Origin of the sequence: Streptomyces sp. 13-12-16 (genome assembly GCF_002114215.1) — a bacterium.
Classification (GTDB): domain Bacteria; phylum Actinomycetota; class Actinomycetes; order Streptomycetales; family Streptomycetaceae; genus Streptomyces.
The window spans coordinates 23268-37823 of the sequence record NZ_NCTE01001198.1; the positions used below are offsets into that span (position 1 = coordinate 23268).

A 14556-nucleotide genomic window follows, 5' to 3' on the forward strand; every position below is an offset into this window, starting at 1 on the left:
CGCGGCGATCGTCGCATCCGGCCGCTGGGGCCACCACGTCGGCCGCGTCGTGTCCCACGCGGACGCCGAACAGGTGCTGCTCAGGCTGCTCGGGGTCACGCTGATCGTCGCCGCGCTGGCGGAGGTCGTCCATGTCTCGGCCGCCGTCGGGGCCTTCCTGGTCGGCCTCGCGCTGACGGGCGCCGCCGCCGACCGGGCCCGGACCGTCCTCGGCCCGCTGCGCGATCTGTTCGCGGCGGTGTTCTTCCTGGCACTCGGCATGTCCGTGGCCCCCGGGGACCTCCTGCCGGAGCTGCCTGCCGCACTGGCTCTGGCCGTGGTCACGGCCGCGACCAAGGTGGCCACCGGATGGTATGCCGCCCGCCGCGAGGGGGCGGGCCGACGCGGCCGGCTGCGGGCCGGGACGGCGCTCATCGCGCGCGGGGAGTTCTCGGTCGTCATCCTCGGGCTCGCCGCCCCGACGCAGGACCGGCTCGGAGCCGTCGTCACCACCTACGTGATGCTCCTGGCCGTGTTCGGCCCCCTCCTCACGCGTCTGGCGCCCGCCCGCCCGGCACCGCCCCGAAAGACGCGACCGGGCGCTGGGCGAGGCGTGCTCAGTGAGAACCGTCCGCTCCCCGCACCACCGCCACGGGACAGTGCGCGTGGTGCAGGAGGCTCTGGCTGACCGACCCCAGCAGCAGACCCGCGAAGCCGCCCCGGCCCCGGGCGCCGACCACCAGCAGCTGGGCGGAGCGGCTCGCCTCGATCAGTGTCTCGCGCGGGCCGCCGTGCACCGCCTTGTGCTCCACCACCACGTCCGGACAGCGCTCCCGATGGCCGGCGAGCGCTTCGGCCAGCAGCCGCTCCTCGGCCCGGGCCAGCGCACCCGGAGGGTTCGCGTCCGGCACCGACGGGTCCTGAGGTGAGGGCAGCGGGGCGTTCCAGTTCGTGTAGGCGTGCAACGCCACAAGAGGTGCCTTGCGCAGCGCGGCCTCGGCGAAGGCGAACTCCACCGCCCTGTCGCCGGCGGCGGAGCCGTCGACGGCCACCACCACCGGACCGGCGTCCTGCGGATGCTCGCGCACCACCAGCACCGGGCACCGGCCGTGCGCCGCCAGGTGGACCGCCGTCGAGCCCACCAGCAGACCGACGAACCCGCCCATCCCGCGGGAGCCGACCACGACCAGTTCGGCGGCACGGGACTGGGCCTCCAGCACGGTCAGCGGTTCGCCGGTCACCACGACGTGACTGACGTCGACGTCCGGTGCCGTCGCGCGCGCCCGTTCCACCGCCTCGGCCACCAGACGGTCGACCATGCCGCGCAGACCGCCCTCCGGCGGGCCCATCGGCGACGGTCCCAGCGGCACGTGCATCGCGGGCCACATCCACGCGTGCACCACGCGCAGTGCCGCCCCGCGCAGTCGGGCCTCCCGTGCCGCCGTCTCCACCGCCGTCAGACTCGACGCCGATCCGTCCACGCCGACCACCACCACACCGCTCACCGTGCCTCCTCGTCCGGGCCTCCTGTTTCCACGGCCAGCCTCCCCCGGGACACCGTCCGCCGGCATGGGGCCGGGGAGGCCACGTCCGGGGGCCGTCCGGCTCATCCCACAGGCCCGGAAGATGTGCGACCACCGGCGGTGTCCCGTACGGCCGTTGCCGCCACGGCGGACGACGGTCCCGCCCGACGACGCCGGGCCGAACGGACACGCGGCGGCCGGGACCAACGGGCCCAGCATGGGACGTGCGGCCGTTCACCTCGATCGGCCGCGCTCGGGAGGATCGGTGACGAACGATTCCGTACCCCGCGCGACGTCAACGCGCTCCTCGTCACCCTGGAGGACCGAACCATGCGCATCGTCGTCGCCCTCGGCGGCAACGCCCTGCTGCACCGGGGCGAACGCCCCGACGCCGCGGTGCAGCAGGCCAACATCGACCGAGCGGTCACCGCCCTCGCCGCACTCGCCCACGACAACGAACTCGTCATCACCCCCGGCAACGACCCCCAGATCGGCCTGCCGGCCGTCGAAAGCGCCGCCGATCCCGCCCTGACCACGCCCTACCCTCTGGACGTCCTGGGCGCCCAGACGCAAGGCGTGATCGGATCCCTGCTCGCCCGGGCACTGCGCGGCGCCCTGCCCGGACGGCAGGTCGCCGCACTGGTCACCCACACCGTGGTCCGCGCGGACGACCCGGCCTTCGAGCGGCCCACCGAGTTCGTCGGCCGGGTCTGCTCACGGGAGACGGCGCACGTGCTCGCCCGCAAGCACGGCTGGCACATCGCCAAGGACACCACGGGATGGCGCCGCGTCGTCCCGTCCCCGATGCCCGAGGCCGTCGTCGAGACGGACACCGTCCACGCACTGCTGAACAGCGGCACACTGGTCGTCTGCGCCGGCGGCGGAGGCGTCCCCGTCACGGCCGACCGCGACACCGGAGAGCTGACCGGGGTCGAAGCCGTCATCGACAAGGACCTCACCGCCGCCCTCCTGGCCGAGGAACTCAAGGCGGACCTCCTGCTCATCCTCACCGACGTCCCGAACGTCTACGCGGATTTCGGCACGGCCCACCAGCAGCCCGTGCTCGACGTGACCCCCGCGCAACTTCGGGACAGGAACTTCCCCGAGGGGTCGATGAAGCCCAAGACCGAGGCCGCTGCCCGGTTCGTGGAACGGACCGGTGGCCTGGCCGCGATCGGAGCTCTCGATGCCGCATACGCCATCGCCCACGGAACGTCGGGGACGCTCGTACGACCTGAACTCGCCATCGGATGACAGCCGGCCGACCGCGAACCGGTGAGCCGGATGCCGGGACTGTCGGCTTCCGGGCAAGGACCAGCGGCCCCTGCTTCCACCACCCCGCGGAACGAACACTCGAAGCAGCCTGAAGGAGGTTCACCATGACCCGCACCATCACCGTCGGACTGGACGGCTCGCCCACGAGCGTGGCTGCCGCGGACTGGGCCGCGCGCGAGGCACAGCTCAGGGACCTGCCCCTGCGGCTCGTGACCGCATGGGAGTGGCAACCTCCCGCCTACGCGCCGCCGACCGGACTCGGCGTGCCGGTGCCGCCGAGCGACCTCCAGCACGCGTGGGCACGGCGCCTGCTGGACGAGACGCGGACCCGCGTCGCCGAAGGCCGTCCCGGGCTGCGGATCGACACGGACGAGGTCTCCGGTCTGCCCGTCCCGGCTCTGCTGAAGGCCGCCGAGGACGCCGAGCTGCTGGTACTGGGATCCCGTGGACTGAGCAAGACGGCGGGATTCCTGCTCGGTTCCGTCTCCCTCTCCGTCCTGGCCTCGTGCAGGCGCCCCGTCGTCCTCGTCCGGGCCGCCGGACACGGCGAGGAGGAAGCCCGGCCGGAGCCCTCGGCACGCGGACTCTCCGCCGCCACCGACCACCGCGACGTCGTCCTCGGTCTCGACCTGCACAAACCCGACGACGCGGTGATCGACTTCGCGTTCGACGCGGCTTCGCGGCGCGCCGCACGCCTGCGGATCGTCCACGGCTGGGCGCTGCCGCCCTACTACTACAGCGGCGAACTCATGCCCGACCTGAACGACCGCACGGCCACTCAGGTGCGACGCGAACTGGCCGACGTTCTGCGACCGTGGCAGGAGAAGTACCCCGCCGTGGAGGTCAGCACGCAGGCCACGGTCGGTGGTGCGGGTCGCCACCTGATCGACGCCTCCCACGACGCCGCTCTCGTGGTCGTGGGCCGGCAGATCCGTCGGGCGGCGGTCGGCGCGCACATCGGGCCGGTGACCCAGGCACTGCTGCACCATGCCGCCGCTCCGGTAGCGGTGATCTCGCACGACTGACCGGAAGAAGTGCACCGGACAACGGACGTTTTCAGGAGGACGTCGACCCGAGCGATCGGCGCGCGGCAGCCGCGGGGTGCAAGGCCCCGACCACTCCTGCTCGAATCCCCGGCCCGCCCGCGGCGCGGGCGGTGAGAAAACCGCCGCGAAGCATCTGTCGGACGGGTCGGCGAGCATGTCGACGAATCCGTTCGTCGACTACCACCTGGTGTATGCGGTGGTGCTGATCGCGCTGGCCGTGGTGTCGGCCGGTGATGCGTTCGGTCTGGGCCGCCTGTGGGCGCGGATCCCGTTGGTCCGTGACCACGGGTGGCTGCGCTGAACACGACTGGTGGGACGGGCCCGCCCGAGGACCCGCCCCACCAACCCACCCGTGAGTTCGCCGGTGCTGCCACGCAGGCCGTCCGCCTGTCGGGCCGGCCGGCGATGTCGAGCAGCGCGTTCGGGCCCGCTCGCGCACCCGATCAGAACGTCGGTGCCCCCGGGCAGGACCGGGCGACAGCGTCCGGACCCCTCAGCGCATGCTCCGGCACCTGAGACGGCACACAAGGTGCCCGAAGGGAACCGGGCACATCAGGGGAGCACGGCGAGGAAGAGGAGACGCATGGACGTCAACGAGGTGCTGCTCCCCGGCGTGGGACTGCGCTACGAATTCATCAATCACGAGGGTGACCGGATCGGTGTCGTCGCCCAACGCTCGGGGGAGTTCGAGCTGGTGGTCTACCCGAGGGAGGATCCCGACGAGGCCCACCCGGTGCTGCGGCTCACCAACGAGGAGGCGGACGCTCTTGCCGAGATTCTCGGCGCCCCGCGCATCGCGGAGCGTTTCGCCGACTTGACGCGCGAGGTTCCGGGACTGAACGCCGGACGGGTGGAGGTCGGCCCCGGCAGCCCGTACAGCGGCCGGCCCCTGGGGGAGACCCGGGCCCGCTCCCGTACCGGGGCGTCCATAGTGGCCGTGGTCCGCGGCGAGGACGTCATCGCCTCACCCGGCCCTGCCCAGGGCCTGCAGGTCGGAGATGTGCTGGTCGTCATCGGCACCCGTGAGGGCATCGCCGGTGTTCAACGCATCGTCCAGGGCTGAGCCGTGCACACCCCTGTCGCCCTGCTGCTGGAGCTGGGCGTCATCCTGACCGCGTTGAGCCTGATCGTCGCGGTCGCCAGGCGCTTCGCCCTGACGCCCGTACCGCTGTACCTACTGGCAGGACTCGCCTTGGGCGACGGTGGACTCGCTCCGGTCCCGGCGGCCCGTGCGTTCGTCGACACCGGCGCCGCGATCGGACTGATCCTCCTGCTGCTGACTCTCGGTCTGGACTTCACCGCCCGGGAATTCACGGCCAGCTTGCGCCGTCACCGGTCCTCCGCGGTCGTGGACCTGGCCCTCAACGCCACCCCGGGCGCCGCGGCGGGATGGCTGCTCGATCTCGACGCCGCAGGCATCATCGCTCTGGCCGGTGCGACCTACGTATCGTCCTCCGGCATCATCGCCCGCCTTCTCGGCGATCTGCGCAGGCTCGGCAACCGCGAGACACCGGCGGTGTTGTCGGTGCTGGTGCTGGAGGACTTCGCCATGGCCGCCTACCTTCCCCTGCTCGCGGTCGTCACCGCCGGAGGCAGTTGGTGGGAGGCACTGTTCGCCGTGCTCGCGGCCACCTCAGTGGTGGGCGCGGCCATCGCCGCGTCCAGCCGTTGGGGACATCATGTCGGCCGAGTTCTGTCCCCGGCCGACGCCGAACAGGTACTGCTCAGGGTTCTTGGCTTCACCCTGGTCGTGGCCGCTCTGGCCGAGCTGATCCACGTCTCCGCCGCTGTAGGGGCCTTCTTGATCGGTCTCACGCTGACCGGCGCCGCCGCCGAGCGGGCCAGGGCCGTGCTGAGCCCGCTGCGCGACCTGTTCGCGGCAGTGTTCTTCCTCGCTCTCGGCATGTCGGCCGATCCGGGGCAACTGCTGCCGACGCTGCCTGCCGCGGCTGCCCTGGCCCTCGTCACCGCGATCACCAAGGTGGCCACGGGATGGTATGCCGCAGGCCGTGACGGAGCGGGACACCGGGGCCGGCTGCGGGCCGGTACCGCGCTCATCGCCCGTGGGGAGTTCTCGGTCGTCGTCATCGGACTTGCCGCTACCACGCAGGGCCGCCTGGGGGCGCTGGTCACCGGTTACGTGATCATCCTGGCAGTGTGCGGCCCCGTCCTCACCCGCCTCGCGCCAACCCGCAGCGCGCCACCGCGCAAGGCGGCGTCCGACGGCGGGGCGGGCATGTCGAGCGAGCCCGGCACTCCCTCCGCCACATCGACACCAGGCCCGGAGCACAGCGAGGCCCACTCCGGCTGACCACTCCCGGACGCGGGCACAGGGACGTCCTGCGTGGCACGCCAAGACCGGCGCGACCACAGGGAGAACAGCCCGGCAGCCCTTTGCGGGGTCCTCGTTGCCGACCGCATGGGATGCGGCGTCAACACACAGCAGCCGTCCCGTGTGATCGCCAGGACGGCCGCCACCGAGAAGGTTGCGGCACGAGTGCAGCGCCGGGGACGCCGGTCTCCAGGCCGTACAGGGCCGGTGGGCCCGTACCACTGCCCGATTGCCCCTGCTCGGTGCTGCCACGCGGAGGGACGCTTGAGGTGTGCAGAGAACGTCGGCCCGGAGGTGAAGACCGTGTTGCCGCCCGTCGTCATCACGATCGACGGCTTCCCGGGAAGCCCGCCTACGGCAGAGCCGCCCACGAAGCCGTCCGGACCGAACAGCTGGTACGACCCGTGCATGTGTGCAATCCGCGTCCCGCCGGCGAGTGCGGCAACACCGCCCCGTCCAGCGGTCCCGTCCCGACGAATCCCGACCCGGTGAGAAGGGCGGCACCCTCATGTCCGTCATCAGCGCACACCCCACTCACGCCTCCACCTACCTCGTCCGCGCGGCTGTGACCGCACCGTCGCTCATGAACACCCAGCCCTGGCGCTTCGTCGCGGACGGCGACACGGAGATCGAACTGCACGCGGACGCCAGGCGGGGGCTGCCACTCGCCGACCCTCACGGACGAGAACTCGTGCTCGGCTGCGGAGCCGCCTTGTTCAACATGCGGCTGGCCATGCTGCACCTCAATTTCCGGCCCGTCGTCCACACGCTCCCCGACCCGCAGGATCCCGCACATCTCGCCACCGTCAGGTGGGGCGCCTACACCCGGCCCACCGCGGAAGAACAGCGTCTGTACGGTGCCCTGGGCCGGCGGCACACCGCACACGGTCCCTTCCTGCCGGAGCCGCTGCCCTCGGGTCTCGTCGAAGAGATGCGCGAGCACACGCGTCGGGAGGGCGCCGAACTGCACGTCATCGACGGCACGGCGGAACGCCGGATGCTGGCCGAGTCGGTCCGAGCCGGCGAGGAAGCCCGCCGAGCCGATGCACGGCTCGCCGCCGAACAGGCCGGCTGGACCTGGCGGCTCGCGCGGCCGCGGAACGCCGGGGTACCGGCCGACGTCAGCGTCCTCCACCCGGACTCCACCGCCCTTGCCGGGCGGGACCACGCGGGTCTGACCGGCATGTTTCCCACGCCCCCTCGACGATGGCCCGCCCGTACCGGACTGGTGACGCTCCTCGCCTCGGACCGGGACGACCCGCTGACCTGGCTGCGATCCGGTCAAGCACTCCAACGGATGCTGCTGCACGCGGCCGGATACGGGGTCATGGCGGCCTTCCACACTCAGCCTCTGGAAGTGCCTCGCCTGCGCACTCGTATCCGGCAGACACTCACCGCCGGGCAGTTCCCGCAGATGATCCTCCGCTTCGGACACCCACCATGCGTACGGGCTCTGCCCCGGCGCGCTCTCGCCGAAGTATTCGGCTGACACCGGTCCTGGCGGGCGGCACAGCGCCGTGCGAGGACGGCGGACGCCACCGGGAGCGGCGGCGGGACGGCTTGTACCGGAGCATGTCACGGACAGGGTCCGGTACAAGCCGTCCCGTGTCCGAGCAGATGGTGGCGGACCTCTTATGGTGCTCACGATGCACGGTCCGGCCAACCGGCGATAATGAGTCACTCGACCCCGCCTCGACCGGCCACCGGGTGGGCGCAGGTGATGCGCGGAGGAGGGTCCGGTCGGCCCCATGGGGTACTCAGCGGCCAGGGGAGGGTAGGGCGTAGGACCCGTACGCACCCCCGCCGAACGAACCTCCGATCCGCAAGGGAATCCGCCATGTCCGTCGATCCGCAGCAGGCCTCCGGTCCGCTCACAGACGAGGAGTTAAGGACGCTGGACGCCCACTGGCGTGCCGCGAACTATCTGTCCGTCGGTCAGATCTACCTGATGGCCAACCCCCTGCTCACGGAACCGCTGCGTCCGGAGCACGTCAAGCCGCGACTGCTCGGCCACTGGGGCACCTCACCCGGCCTGAACCTCGTGTACACCCACCTCAACCGGCTCATCCGCTCCCGGCGTCTGGAAGCGCTCTGCATCTGGGGACCCGGCCACGGGGGCCCGGCCGTGGTGGCCAATTCCTGGCTGGAGGGGTCGTACACGGAGACCTATCCGGACGTCACCCGGGACGCCGCCGGGATGGCCCGGCTGTTCCGGCAGTTCTCGTTCCCCGGAGGCGTGCCCAGCCACGTGGCCCCGGAGACGCCCGGATCCATCCACGAGGGCGGCGAGCTGGGTTACGCCCTCTCGCACGCCTACGGCGCGGCCTTCGACAACCCCGGCCTGCTGGTCGCCTGCGTGATCGGCGACGGCGAGGCGGAGACCGGGCCGCTGGCCGCCTCCTGGCACTCCAACAAGTTCCTGGACCCGGTGCACGACGGCGCCGTCCTGCCGGTCCTGCACCTCAACGGCTACAAGATCGCCAATCCCACGGTGCTCTCCCGGCTGCCGGAGCCGGAGCTCGACGACCTCCTCAAGGGATACGGCCACGACCCGATCCACGTCACCGGCGACGAGCCGGCCGCCGTCCACCGCGCGATGGCCCGGGCCATGGACACCGCCGCGGACCGTATCGCCGGTATCCAGCGCGCCGCCCGCGAGGACGGGGCGACCGAGCGGCCCCGCTGGCCGATGATCGTGCTGCGCACCCCGAAAGGCTGGACCGGCCCCACCGAGGTCGACGGCCTTCCCGTCGAGGGGACCTGGCGATCCCATCAGGTCCCCCTGTCAGCCGTCCGGGACAACCCGGACCACCTGCGACAGCTCGAGGAGTGGTTGCGCTCCTACCGGCCGCGGGAGCTGTTCGACGAACACGGAGCGCCTCGCCCTGATGTCCTGACGTGCGTCCCCGAGGGCGCACGTCGGCTGGGATCCACGCCGTACGCCAACGGCGGCCTGCTGGTGCGCGAACTGCCCCTGCCGCCGCTGGAGCGGTACGCCGTCCCGGTCGACAAACCGGGTGCCACCCTGCACGAGCCCACCCGCGTCCTCGGTGGTCTGCTGGAGGACGTCATGCGCGGGACCGCCGACCGGCGCGACTTCCGCCTGGTCGGCCCCGACGAGACCGCTTCCAACCGCCTCCAGGCCGTCTACGGCGCCAGCGGCAAGGCGTGGCAGGCCGGCACCCTGGACGTGGACGAGCACCTCGACCGGCACGGCCGGGTGATGGAGATCCTCTCCGAGCACACCTGCCAGGGCTGGCTGGAGGGCTACCTGCTCACCGGCCGGCACGGCCTCTTCTCCTGCTACGAGGCGTTCGTCCACATCGTCGACTCCATGGTCAACCAGCACATCAAGTGGCTGCGCGTCACCCGCCGACTGCCCTGGCGCGCGCCCGTCGCCTCCCTCAACTACCTGCTCACCTCCCACGTGTGGCGCCAGGACCACAACGGCTTCTCCCACCAGGACCCCGGCTTCGTCGACCACGTCCTCAACAAGAGCCCCGAGGTCGTACGGGTTTACTTGCCGCCGGACGCCAACACCCTGCTCTCCGTCGCCGACCACGCGCTGCGCAGCCGCGACTACGTCAACGTGATCGTGGCCGGCAAGCAGCCCTGCTTCGACTGGCTGACGATGGAGCAGGCGAAGGCGCACTGCGCGCGGGGCGCCGGGATCTGGGAGTGGGCCGGCACGGAGAGCGGCGAGCGGGAGCCCGACGTGGTACTCGCGGCAGCCGGTGACGTCCCCACCCAGGAAGTACTGGCCGCCGCACAACTGCTGAGGAACCACCTGCCGGAACTGGCCGTCCGGGTCGTGAACGTCGTCGACATCGCCCGGCTGCTGCCGAGCGAGGAGCATCCCCACGGCATGACCGACTTCGAGTACGACGGCCTGTTCACCCCCGACAAGCCGGTCGTCTTCGCCTACCACGGCTATCCCTGGCTGATCCACCGGCTGGCCTACCGCCGCACCGGACACGGGCACCTGCACGTGCGCGGCTACAAGGAGATGGGCACGACCACCACACCGTTCGACATGGTGGTCCGCAACGACCTGGACCGGTACCGACTGGTCATGGACGTCATCGACCGCGTTCCCGGTCTCGCGGTGCGCGCGGCGGCCGTGCGTCAGGAGATGGAGGACGCCCGGCTGCGTCACCACGCGTACATCCGCGAGCACGGTGTCGACCTGCCCGAGGTCGCCGACTGGTCGTGGGACGGCTGACAGAAGCCGACGGGGCCCGGACCGCGGACGTTCGGTCCGCGGTCCGGGCCCCGTCGCTTCCCGGCGATCGGCTCCAGGTCCCCGGCAACCGCGTCGTGGCGACGGCCGGCCCCGTGTTCAGCCGTGGTAGGCGGTGCGCATGATCTCCTGCATGTCGTCCAGCATCGGCATGCGCGGGTTGGCCGGTGCGCACTGGTCCTCATAGGCGTTGAGGGCCTGCTGCGGCAAGGCGTCCAGGAAGGTTCGCTCGTCGATCCCCAGGGCCTCGAACGTCGGCTCGATGCCGACGGCGTCGCGCAGGCGTTCGACGGCCGCGGCGAGGGACTCCACGCCCTCGGCCGGGGTGGCGGCGGGTAGTCCCAGGGTGCGGGCGATGTCCTGGAAGCGTTCGGGGGCGCGGTAGTTCTCGTACTTGGGCCAGCCGGTGAGCTTCGTGGGGACGGTGCCGTTGTAGCGGATGACGTGCGGGAGCAGGACCGCGTTGGTGCGGCCGTGCGCGATGTGGAAGGTGGCGCCGAGGGTGTGGGACATGGCGTGGACGATGCCGAGGAAGGCGTTGCCGAAGGCCATGCCCGCGATGGTGCCGGCGTTGTGCATCTTCTCCCGGGCCTCCGCCGAGCCGGCGCGGTCGTTCACCGCAGCCTCGATGTTGCCGAAGATCAGGCGGATGGCGTGCAGGGCCAGGCCGTCGGTGAAGTCGTTGGCGTAGACGGACACGTACGCCTCGATGGCGTGGGTGAGGGCGTCGAAGCCACTGTCGGCGGCCAGCGCCGGGGGCAGGGCGGTGGTGAGGAGGGGGTCGACGATGGCCACGCTGGGGGTGAGCGCGTAGTCGGCCAGCGGGTACTTCTTGCCGGTGGCGGGATCGGAGATGACGGCGAAGGGGGTGACCTCGGCGCCGGTTCCGGAGGTGGTGGGCACGCAGACCAGGCGGGCCAGCCTGCCCAGGGTGGGGAAGCGGAAGGCGCGCTTGCGGATGTCGGAGAACTTCTGCCGCATGTCGGCGAAGTCGATGTCGGGCTGCTCGTACAGCAGCCACATCACCTTGGCCGCGTCCATGGGCGAGCCGCCGCCCAGCGCGATGATCGTGTCGGGACGGAATTCCCGCATCAGGCCGGCTCCGTGCTGCACGGAGTCGATGCTGGGTTCGGGCTGGACGTTGTCGATGACCTGTACGGTCACGGGCTCGGGCCGCCGCTGCAGCACCCGCATGATCCGGTCGACGAAGCCGAGGCGGGTCATGGTGGCGTCGGTGACGACGGTGACGCGGTGGACGTCCGGCATGGAGGTCAGGTAACGGATGGCCTGCGGCTCGAAGTAGATCTTCGGCGGGACCTTGAACCACTGCAGGTTGTTGCGGCGCGTACCGACCCGCTTGACGTTGAGCAGCTGGGCGGCGGAGACGTTGTTGGACACCGATGTGCTCCCCCAGGAGCCGCAGCCGAGGGTCAGCGACGGCAGCAGGCCGTTGTAGATGCCGCCGATCGCCCCTTGGGAGGACGGGGCGTTGACGATGATCCGTACGGTCTTCATGCGAGTGCCGTACGCCTCGGCCAGGGCGCGGTCCTCGGTGTGGATGACGGCGCTGTGTCCCTGGCCGTGGAAGGCGACCATGTCGGCGGCCAGGTCGAAGCCCTGCTGTTCGTCCTCGGCCCGGAGCACGGCCAGTACAGGGCAGAGCTTTTCGCGGGTCAGCGGCTCGTCCGGGCCGACGTGCCCGGTCTCGACGAGGATGACCGAGGTGTCCTCCGGTACGGAGAATCCGGCCCGCTCGGCGATCCAGGCGGGGCTCTGGCCGACGGCGGCGGCGTTGACCTTGGGTTCGCAGCCGGCGCCCGAGCCGCCGGCGGCGGGGAACAGGAAGGCCTCCAGCTTCGCCTTCTCCTCGGCGGTCGCCAGGTGGGCGTGGAGGGTGCGGAACTCGGAGAGCGCCGCGTCGTAGATGTCGGTGTCCAGGATGACGGCCTGCTCGGAGGCGCAGATCATACCGTTGTCGAACGACTTCGACAGCACCAGGTCGTTGACGGCCCGACGCAGCTTCGCGCTCTTGTGCACGTACGCGGGGACGTTGCCGGCGCCGACGCCGAGGGCGGGCTTGCCGGCCGAGTAGGCGGCCTTGACCATGGCGTTGCCGCCGGTGGCGAGGATCAGCGAGACGCCCGGGTGGCGCATCAGCGTGCTGGTGGCCTCGACCGACGGCTGCTCGATCCACTGCACGCAGTGCTCCGGAGCGCCCGCGGCGACGGCCGCGTCGCGCACGATACGGGCGGCTTCGGCGCTGCAGCGCTGGGCGGAGGGGTGGAAGGCGAACACGACCGGGTTGCGGGTCTTCAGCGCCAGCAGGGCCTTGAAGATGGTCGTGGAGGTCGGGTTGGTGACGGGGGTGACCGCGGCCACCACGCCCACCGGTTCGGCGATCTCGACCATGTCCTCGATGTCGTCGCGGGCGATGACCCCGACGGTCTTCGTGTGCCCCATGCTGTGCGTGACGTGCTCGCAGGCGAACATGTTCTTGGCCGCCTTGTCCTCGAAGACCCCCCGCCCGGTCTCCTCGACCGCCAGGCGGGCCAGCGCGGTGTGCTGGTCCAGGGCGGCGACCGACGCCTTCTTCACGATGTGGTCGACCTGCTCCTGAGTGAGCCCCTCGTAGTCGGCGAGTGCCTTGAGGCCGGCCGTGACCAGACGGTCCACGGCGACCGCGGTGTCGGACGGGGCGTCGGTCCCGCGGTCCTCGGTCCGCACGTTCTGTCGGGTCATGGTGGTCCGCCTCCGTTGTCAGGGGCCGCCGTGGTGTACGGCGGCGCCGCTCTCTGCCTTCACTGTCCTCCGGGAACGCCTGCCGCAGGAGGCGCCGAAGGGCCCCTCCCGCGTCCGGCCGGCCCGGCCCGGCAGGGACTGTCGGCCCGGGCCGGATCGAGCCGCCGCACGGCATCGCCCGCCGCCGCGTTCACGGGCTCCCGATCCGAGCGGGTGGGGTGGCCGCCGCACAGTCGTCGGTGTGGAAGCCGAGGCGGTTCACCACACCGACCACGCCTTCTAGGCGCCAGGCGGCGTGAATGAGCTCCGGCACCTGACTACGCAGTTCGACACGGCCGGCGAGGGTGACGACACCGTCGCGTACGGAGACGAGGACGGCGTCGGACGGCAGTTCCAGCGCGCCGACGACGATGTCTCCGGTCACCTGGCGGCGGATGTCGTCGTCCGCGCGCAGGAAGACCCGTAGCAGGTCGCGGCGGGTGGCGACGCCGATGAGACGGTCGGCCTCGTCGACCACGGGAAGCCGCTCGACGCCACGGCGCTCCATCAGCCGGGCCGCGTCCGGCACGGTCTGCTCCGGGTGCACGGTGATCGCGGGGCTCGACATCACGTCCCCCGCCGTCAGGGCGGGAGGAGGTGCGGAGCCGTCCCGGTATGCCTGGACGCGTACCAGGTCGCTTCCGGACAGGACGCCGAGGACCTTGTCGTCGGCGTCGACCACCGGCAGCCCGCTGATCCGGTGGTGGTCGAGCAGCCGCACGACCTCCTTGAACGGTGTCGTCCGGCGGGCCTGGACGACGTCCCTGGTCATCACTTCACCGACGGTGTGAGCGGTCATGGCGGATTCTCCTTCACGAGCGCGGACGGGGAGGGCCGAAGCCGGAGGTCGGCTTCGGCCCTTCCGCCGAGTCGGGCAGGCGCCGTGCGGCGCCTACTTCTGCGGGCCGCCGCGCCACGGGGGCGGCGCGGCCGTCCGGCGAGTGGCGGCGTCGCGGTGGGCGACGCGTTCGGTGCCGGCGCACAGCCGGTCGTGGAGCCGGTCGGCGAGTTCGCGTGCGGTCGCCTCGCGGGCGTGGACGGTCACGAGGTGACTTCCGATCCGGATGTCGGCGCCGGCGGACCAGGGCAGTTCGACGTGGTGGGCCGAGGCCCGCAGGACGCGCACCTCACCGCTCACGGGCGGCAGTCCGGGCCGGTCCAGGGCGGTGCCGACCTTCTCGCGGAGATAGGCGAGGGACTCCTCGTCCACCTCGCCGTCGGCACGCACCCGCACGGTGGCGGTGGTTCCACGGGTACCGATGTCCTTGGCGGTCATGTGTTCCACTCCCTGTGATCGTTCTGCGACACCTCAAGGCTGCTGCGTTTCCCGTCCGCGTCCCAGAGGCGGTCGGCCCCGGTGTCAGGGGCTCCTCGGCCCCTCAC

Annotated in this window: 12 protein-coding genes; 8 read left to right on the forward strand and 4 right to left on the reverse strand. The window is 71.6% G+C overall.

All coding sequences use genetic code 11. The annotated features are described in order from the left end of the window. On the forward strand, positions 1-667 hold a 667-nt coding region (locus B7767_RS37565), incomplete at its 5' end, for a cation:proton antiporter (RefSeq protein ID WP_143652866.1). On the opposite strand, the gene B7767_RS37570 is transcribed toward B7767_RS37565, so the two are convergent. After that, positions 597-1484, reverse strand: coding sequence for a universal stress protein (locus tag B7767_RS37570; RefSeq protein ID WP_085575898.1), 888 nt, complete (start codon positions 1482-1484; stop codon positions 597-599). The genes B7767_RS37565 and B7767_RS37570 overlap by 71 nt on opposite strands. Before the next feature lie 348 nt (positions 1485-1832). Between B7767_RS37570 and B7767_RS37575 the strand changes: the two genes are divergently transcribed. The 7 genes from B7767_RS37575 (at position 1833) to B7767_RS37605 (ending at position 10377) form a co-directional block, all read left to right on the forward strand. Then, entirely contained in the window at positions 1833-2756 is a 924-nt protein-coding gene (locus B7767_RS37575) for a carbamate kinase (RefSeq protein ID WP_085575899.1), read from the forward strand. A 125-nt stretch (positions 2757-2881) separates the two neighbouring features. Continuing rightward, positions 2882-3802 carry a universal stress protein gene (locus B7767_RS37580; protein WP_085575900.1) on the forward strand — a complete coding sequence of 307 codons (921 nt, stop codon included), beginning with the start codon at positions 2882-2884 and terminating at the stop codon, positions 3800-3802. A gap of 175 nt (positions 3803-3977) precedes the next feature. Further along, the gene (locus B7767_RS46905) at positions 3978-4124 is read left to right on the forward strand and encodes a hypothetical protein (RefSeq protein ID WP_179167462.1); all 147 of its coding nucleotides are present in this window, start codon (positions 3978-3980) and stop codon (positions 4122-4124) included. A gap of 282 nt (positions 4125-4406) precedes the next feature. Beyond that, entirely contained in the window at positions 4407-4886 is a 480-nt protein-coding gene (locus tag B7767_RS37590) for a cation:proton antiporter regulatory subunit (RefSeq protein ID WP_085575902.1), read from the forward strand. A gap of 3 nt (positions 4887-4889) precedes the next feature. After that, complete coding sequence (locus B7767_RS37595; protein ID WP_085575903.1) at positions 4890-6134, forward strand: cation:proton antiporter; 1245 nt, start codon at positions 4890-4892, stop codon at positions 6132-6134. Positions 6135-6663: 529 nt separating this feature from the next. Continuing rightward, complete coding sequence (locus B7767_RS37600; protein ID WP_085575904.1) at positions 6664-7644, forward strand: hypothetical protein; 981 nt, start codon at positions 6664-6666, stop codon at positions 7642-7644. A 348-nt stretch (positions 7645-7992) separates the two neighbouring features. Further along, positions 7993-10377 carry a phosphoketolase gene (locus B7767_RS37605; protein ID WP_085575905.1) on the forward strand — a complete coding sequence of 795 codons (2385 nt, stop codon included), beginning with the start codon at positions 7993-7995 and terminating at the stop codon, positions 10375-10377. A 117-nt stretch (positions 10378-10494) separates the two neighbouring features. Here the strand turns inward: B7767_RS37605 and adhE are convergent, their stop codons facing one another. The 3 genes from adhE to B7767_RS37620 form a co-directional block, all read right to left on the reverse strand. Continuing rightward, positions 10495-13134 (reverse strand): bifunctional acetaldehyde-CoA/alcohol dehydrogenase, encoded by a 2640-nt coding sequence (gene adhE, locus B7767_RS37610; protein WP_085575906.1) that lies wholly within the window; start codon positions 13132-13134, stop codon positions 10495-10497. 190 nt (positions 13135-13324) lie between these two features. After that, a complete protein-coding gene (locus tag B7767_RS37615; RefSeq protein WP_085575907.1) occupies positions 13325-13972 on the reverse strand; it encodes a CBS domain-containing protein in 648 nt (215 codons plus the stop codon). A gap of 93 nt (positions 13973-14065) precedes the next feature. Beyond that, complete coding sequence (locus B7767_RS37620; protein ID WP_085575908.1) at positions 14066-14449, reverse strand: hypothetical protein; 384 nt, start codon at positions 14447-14449, stop codon at positions 14066-14068. Positions 14450-14556: the final 107 nt, after the last annotated feature.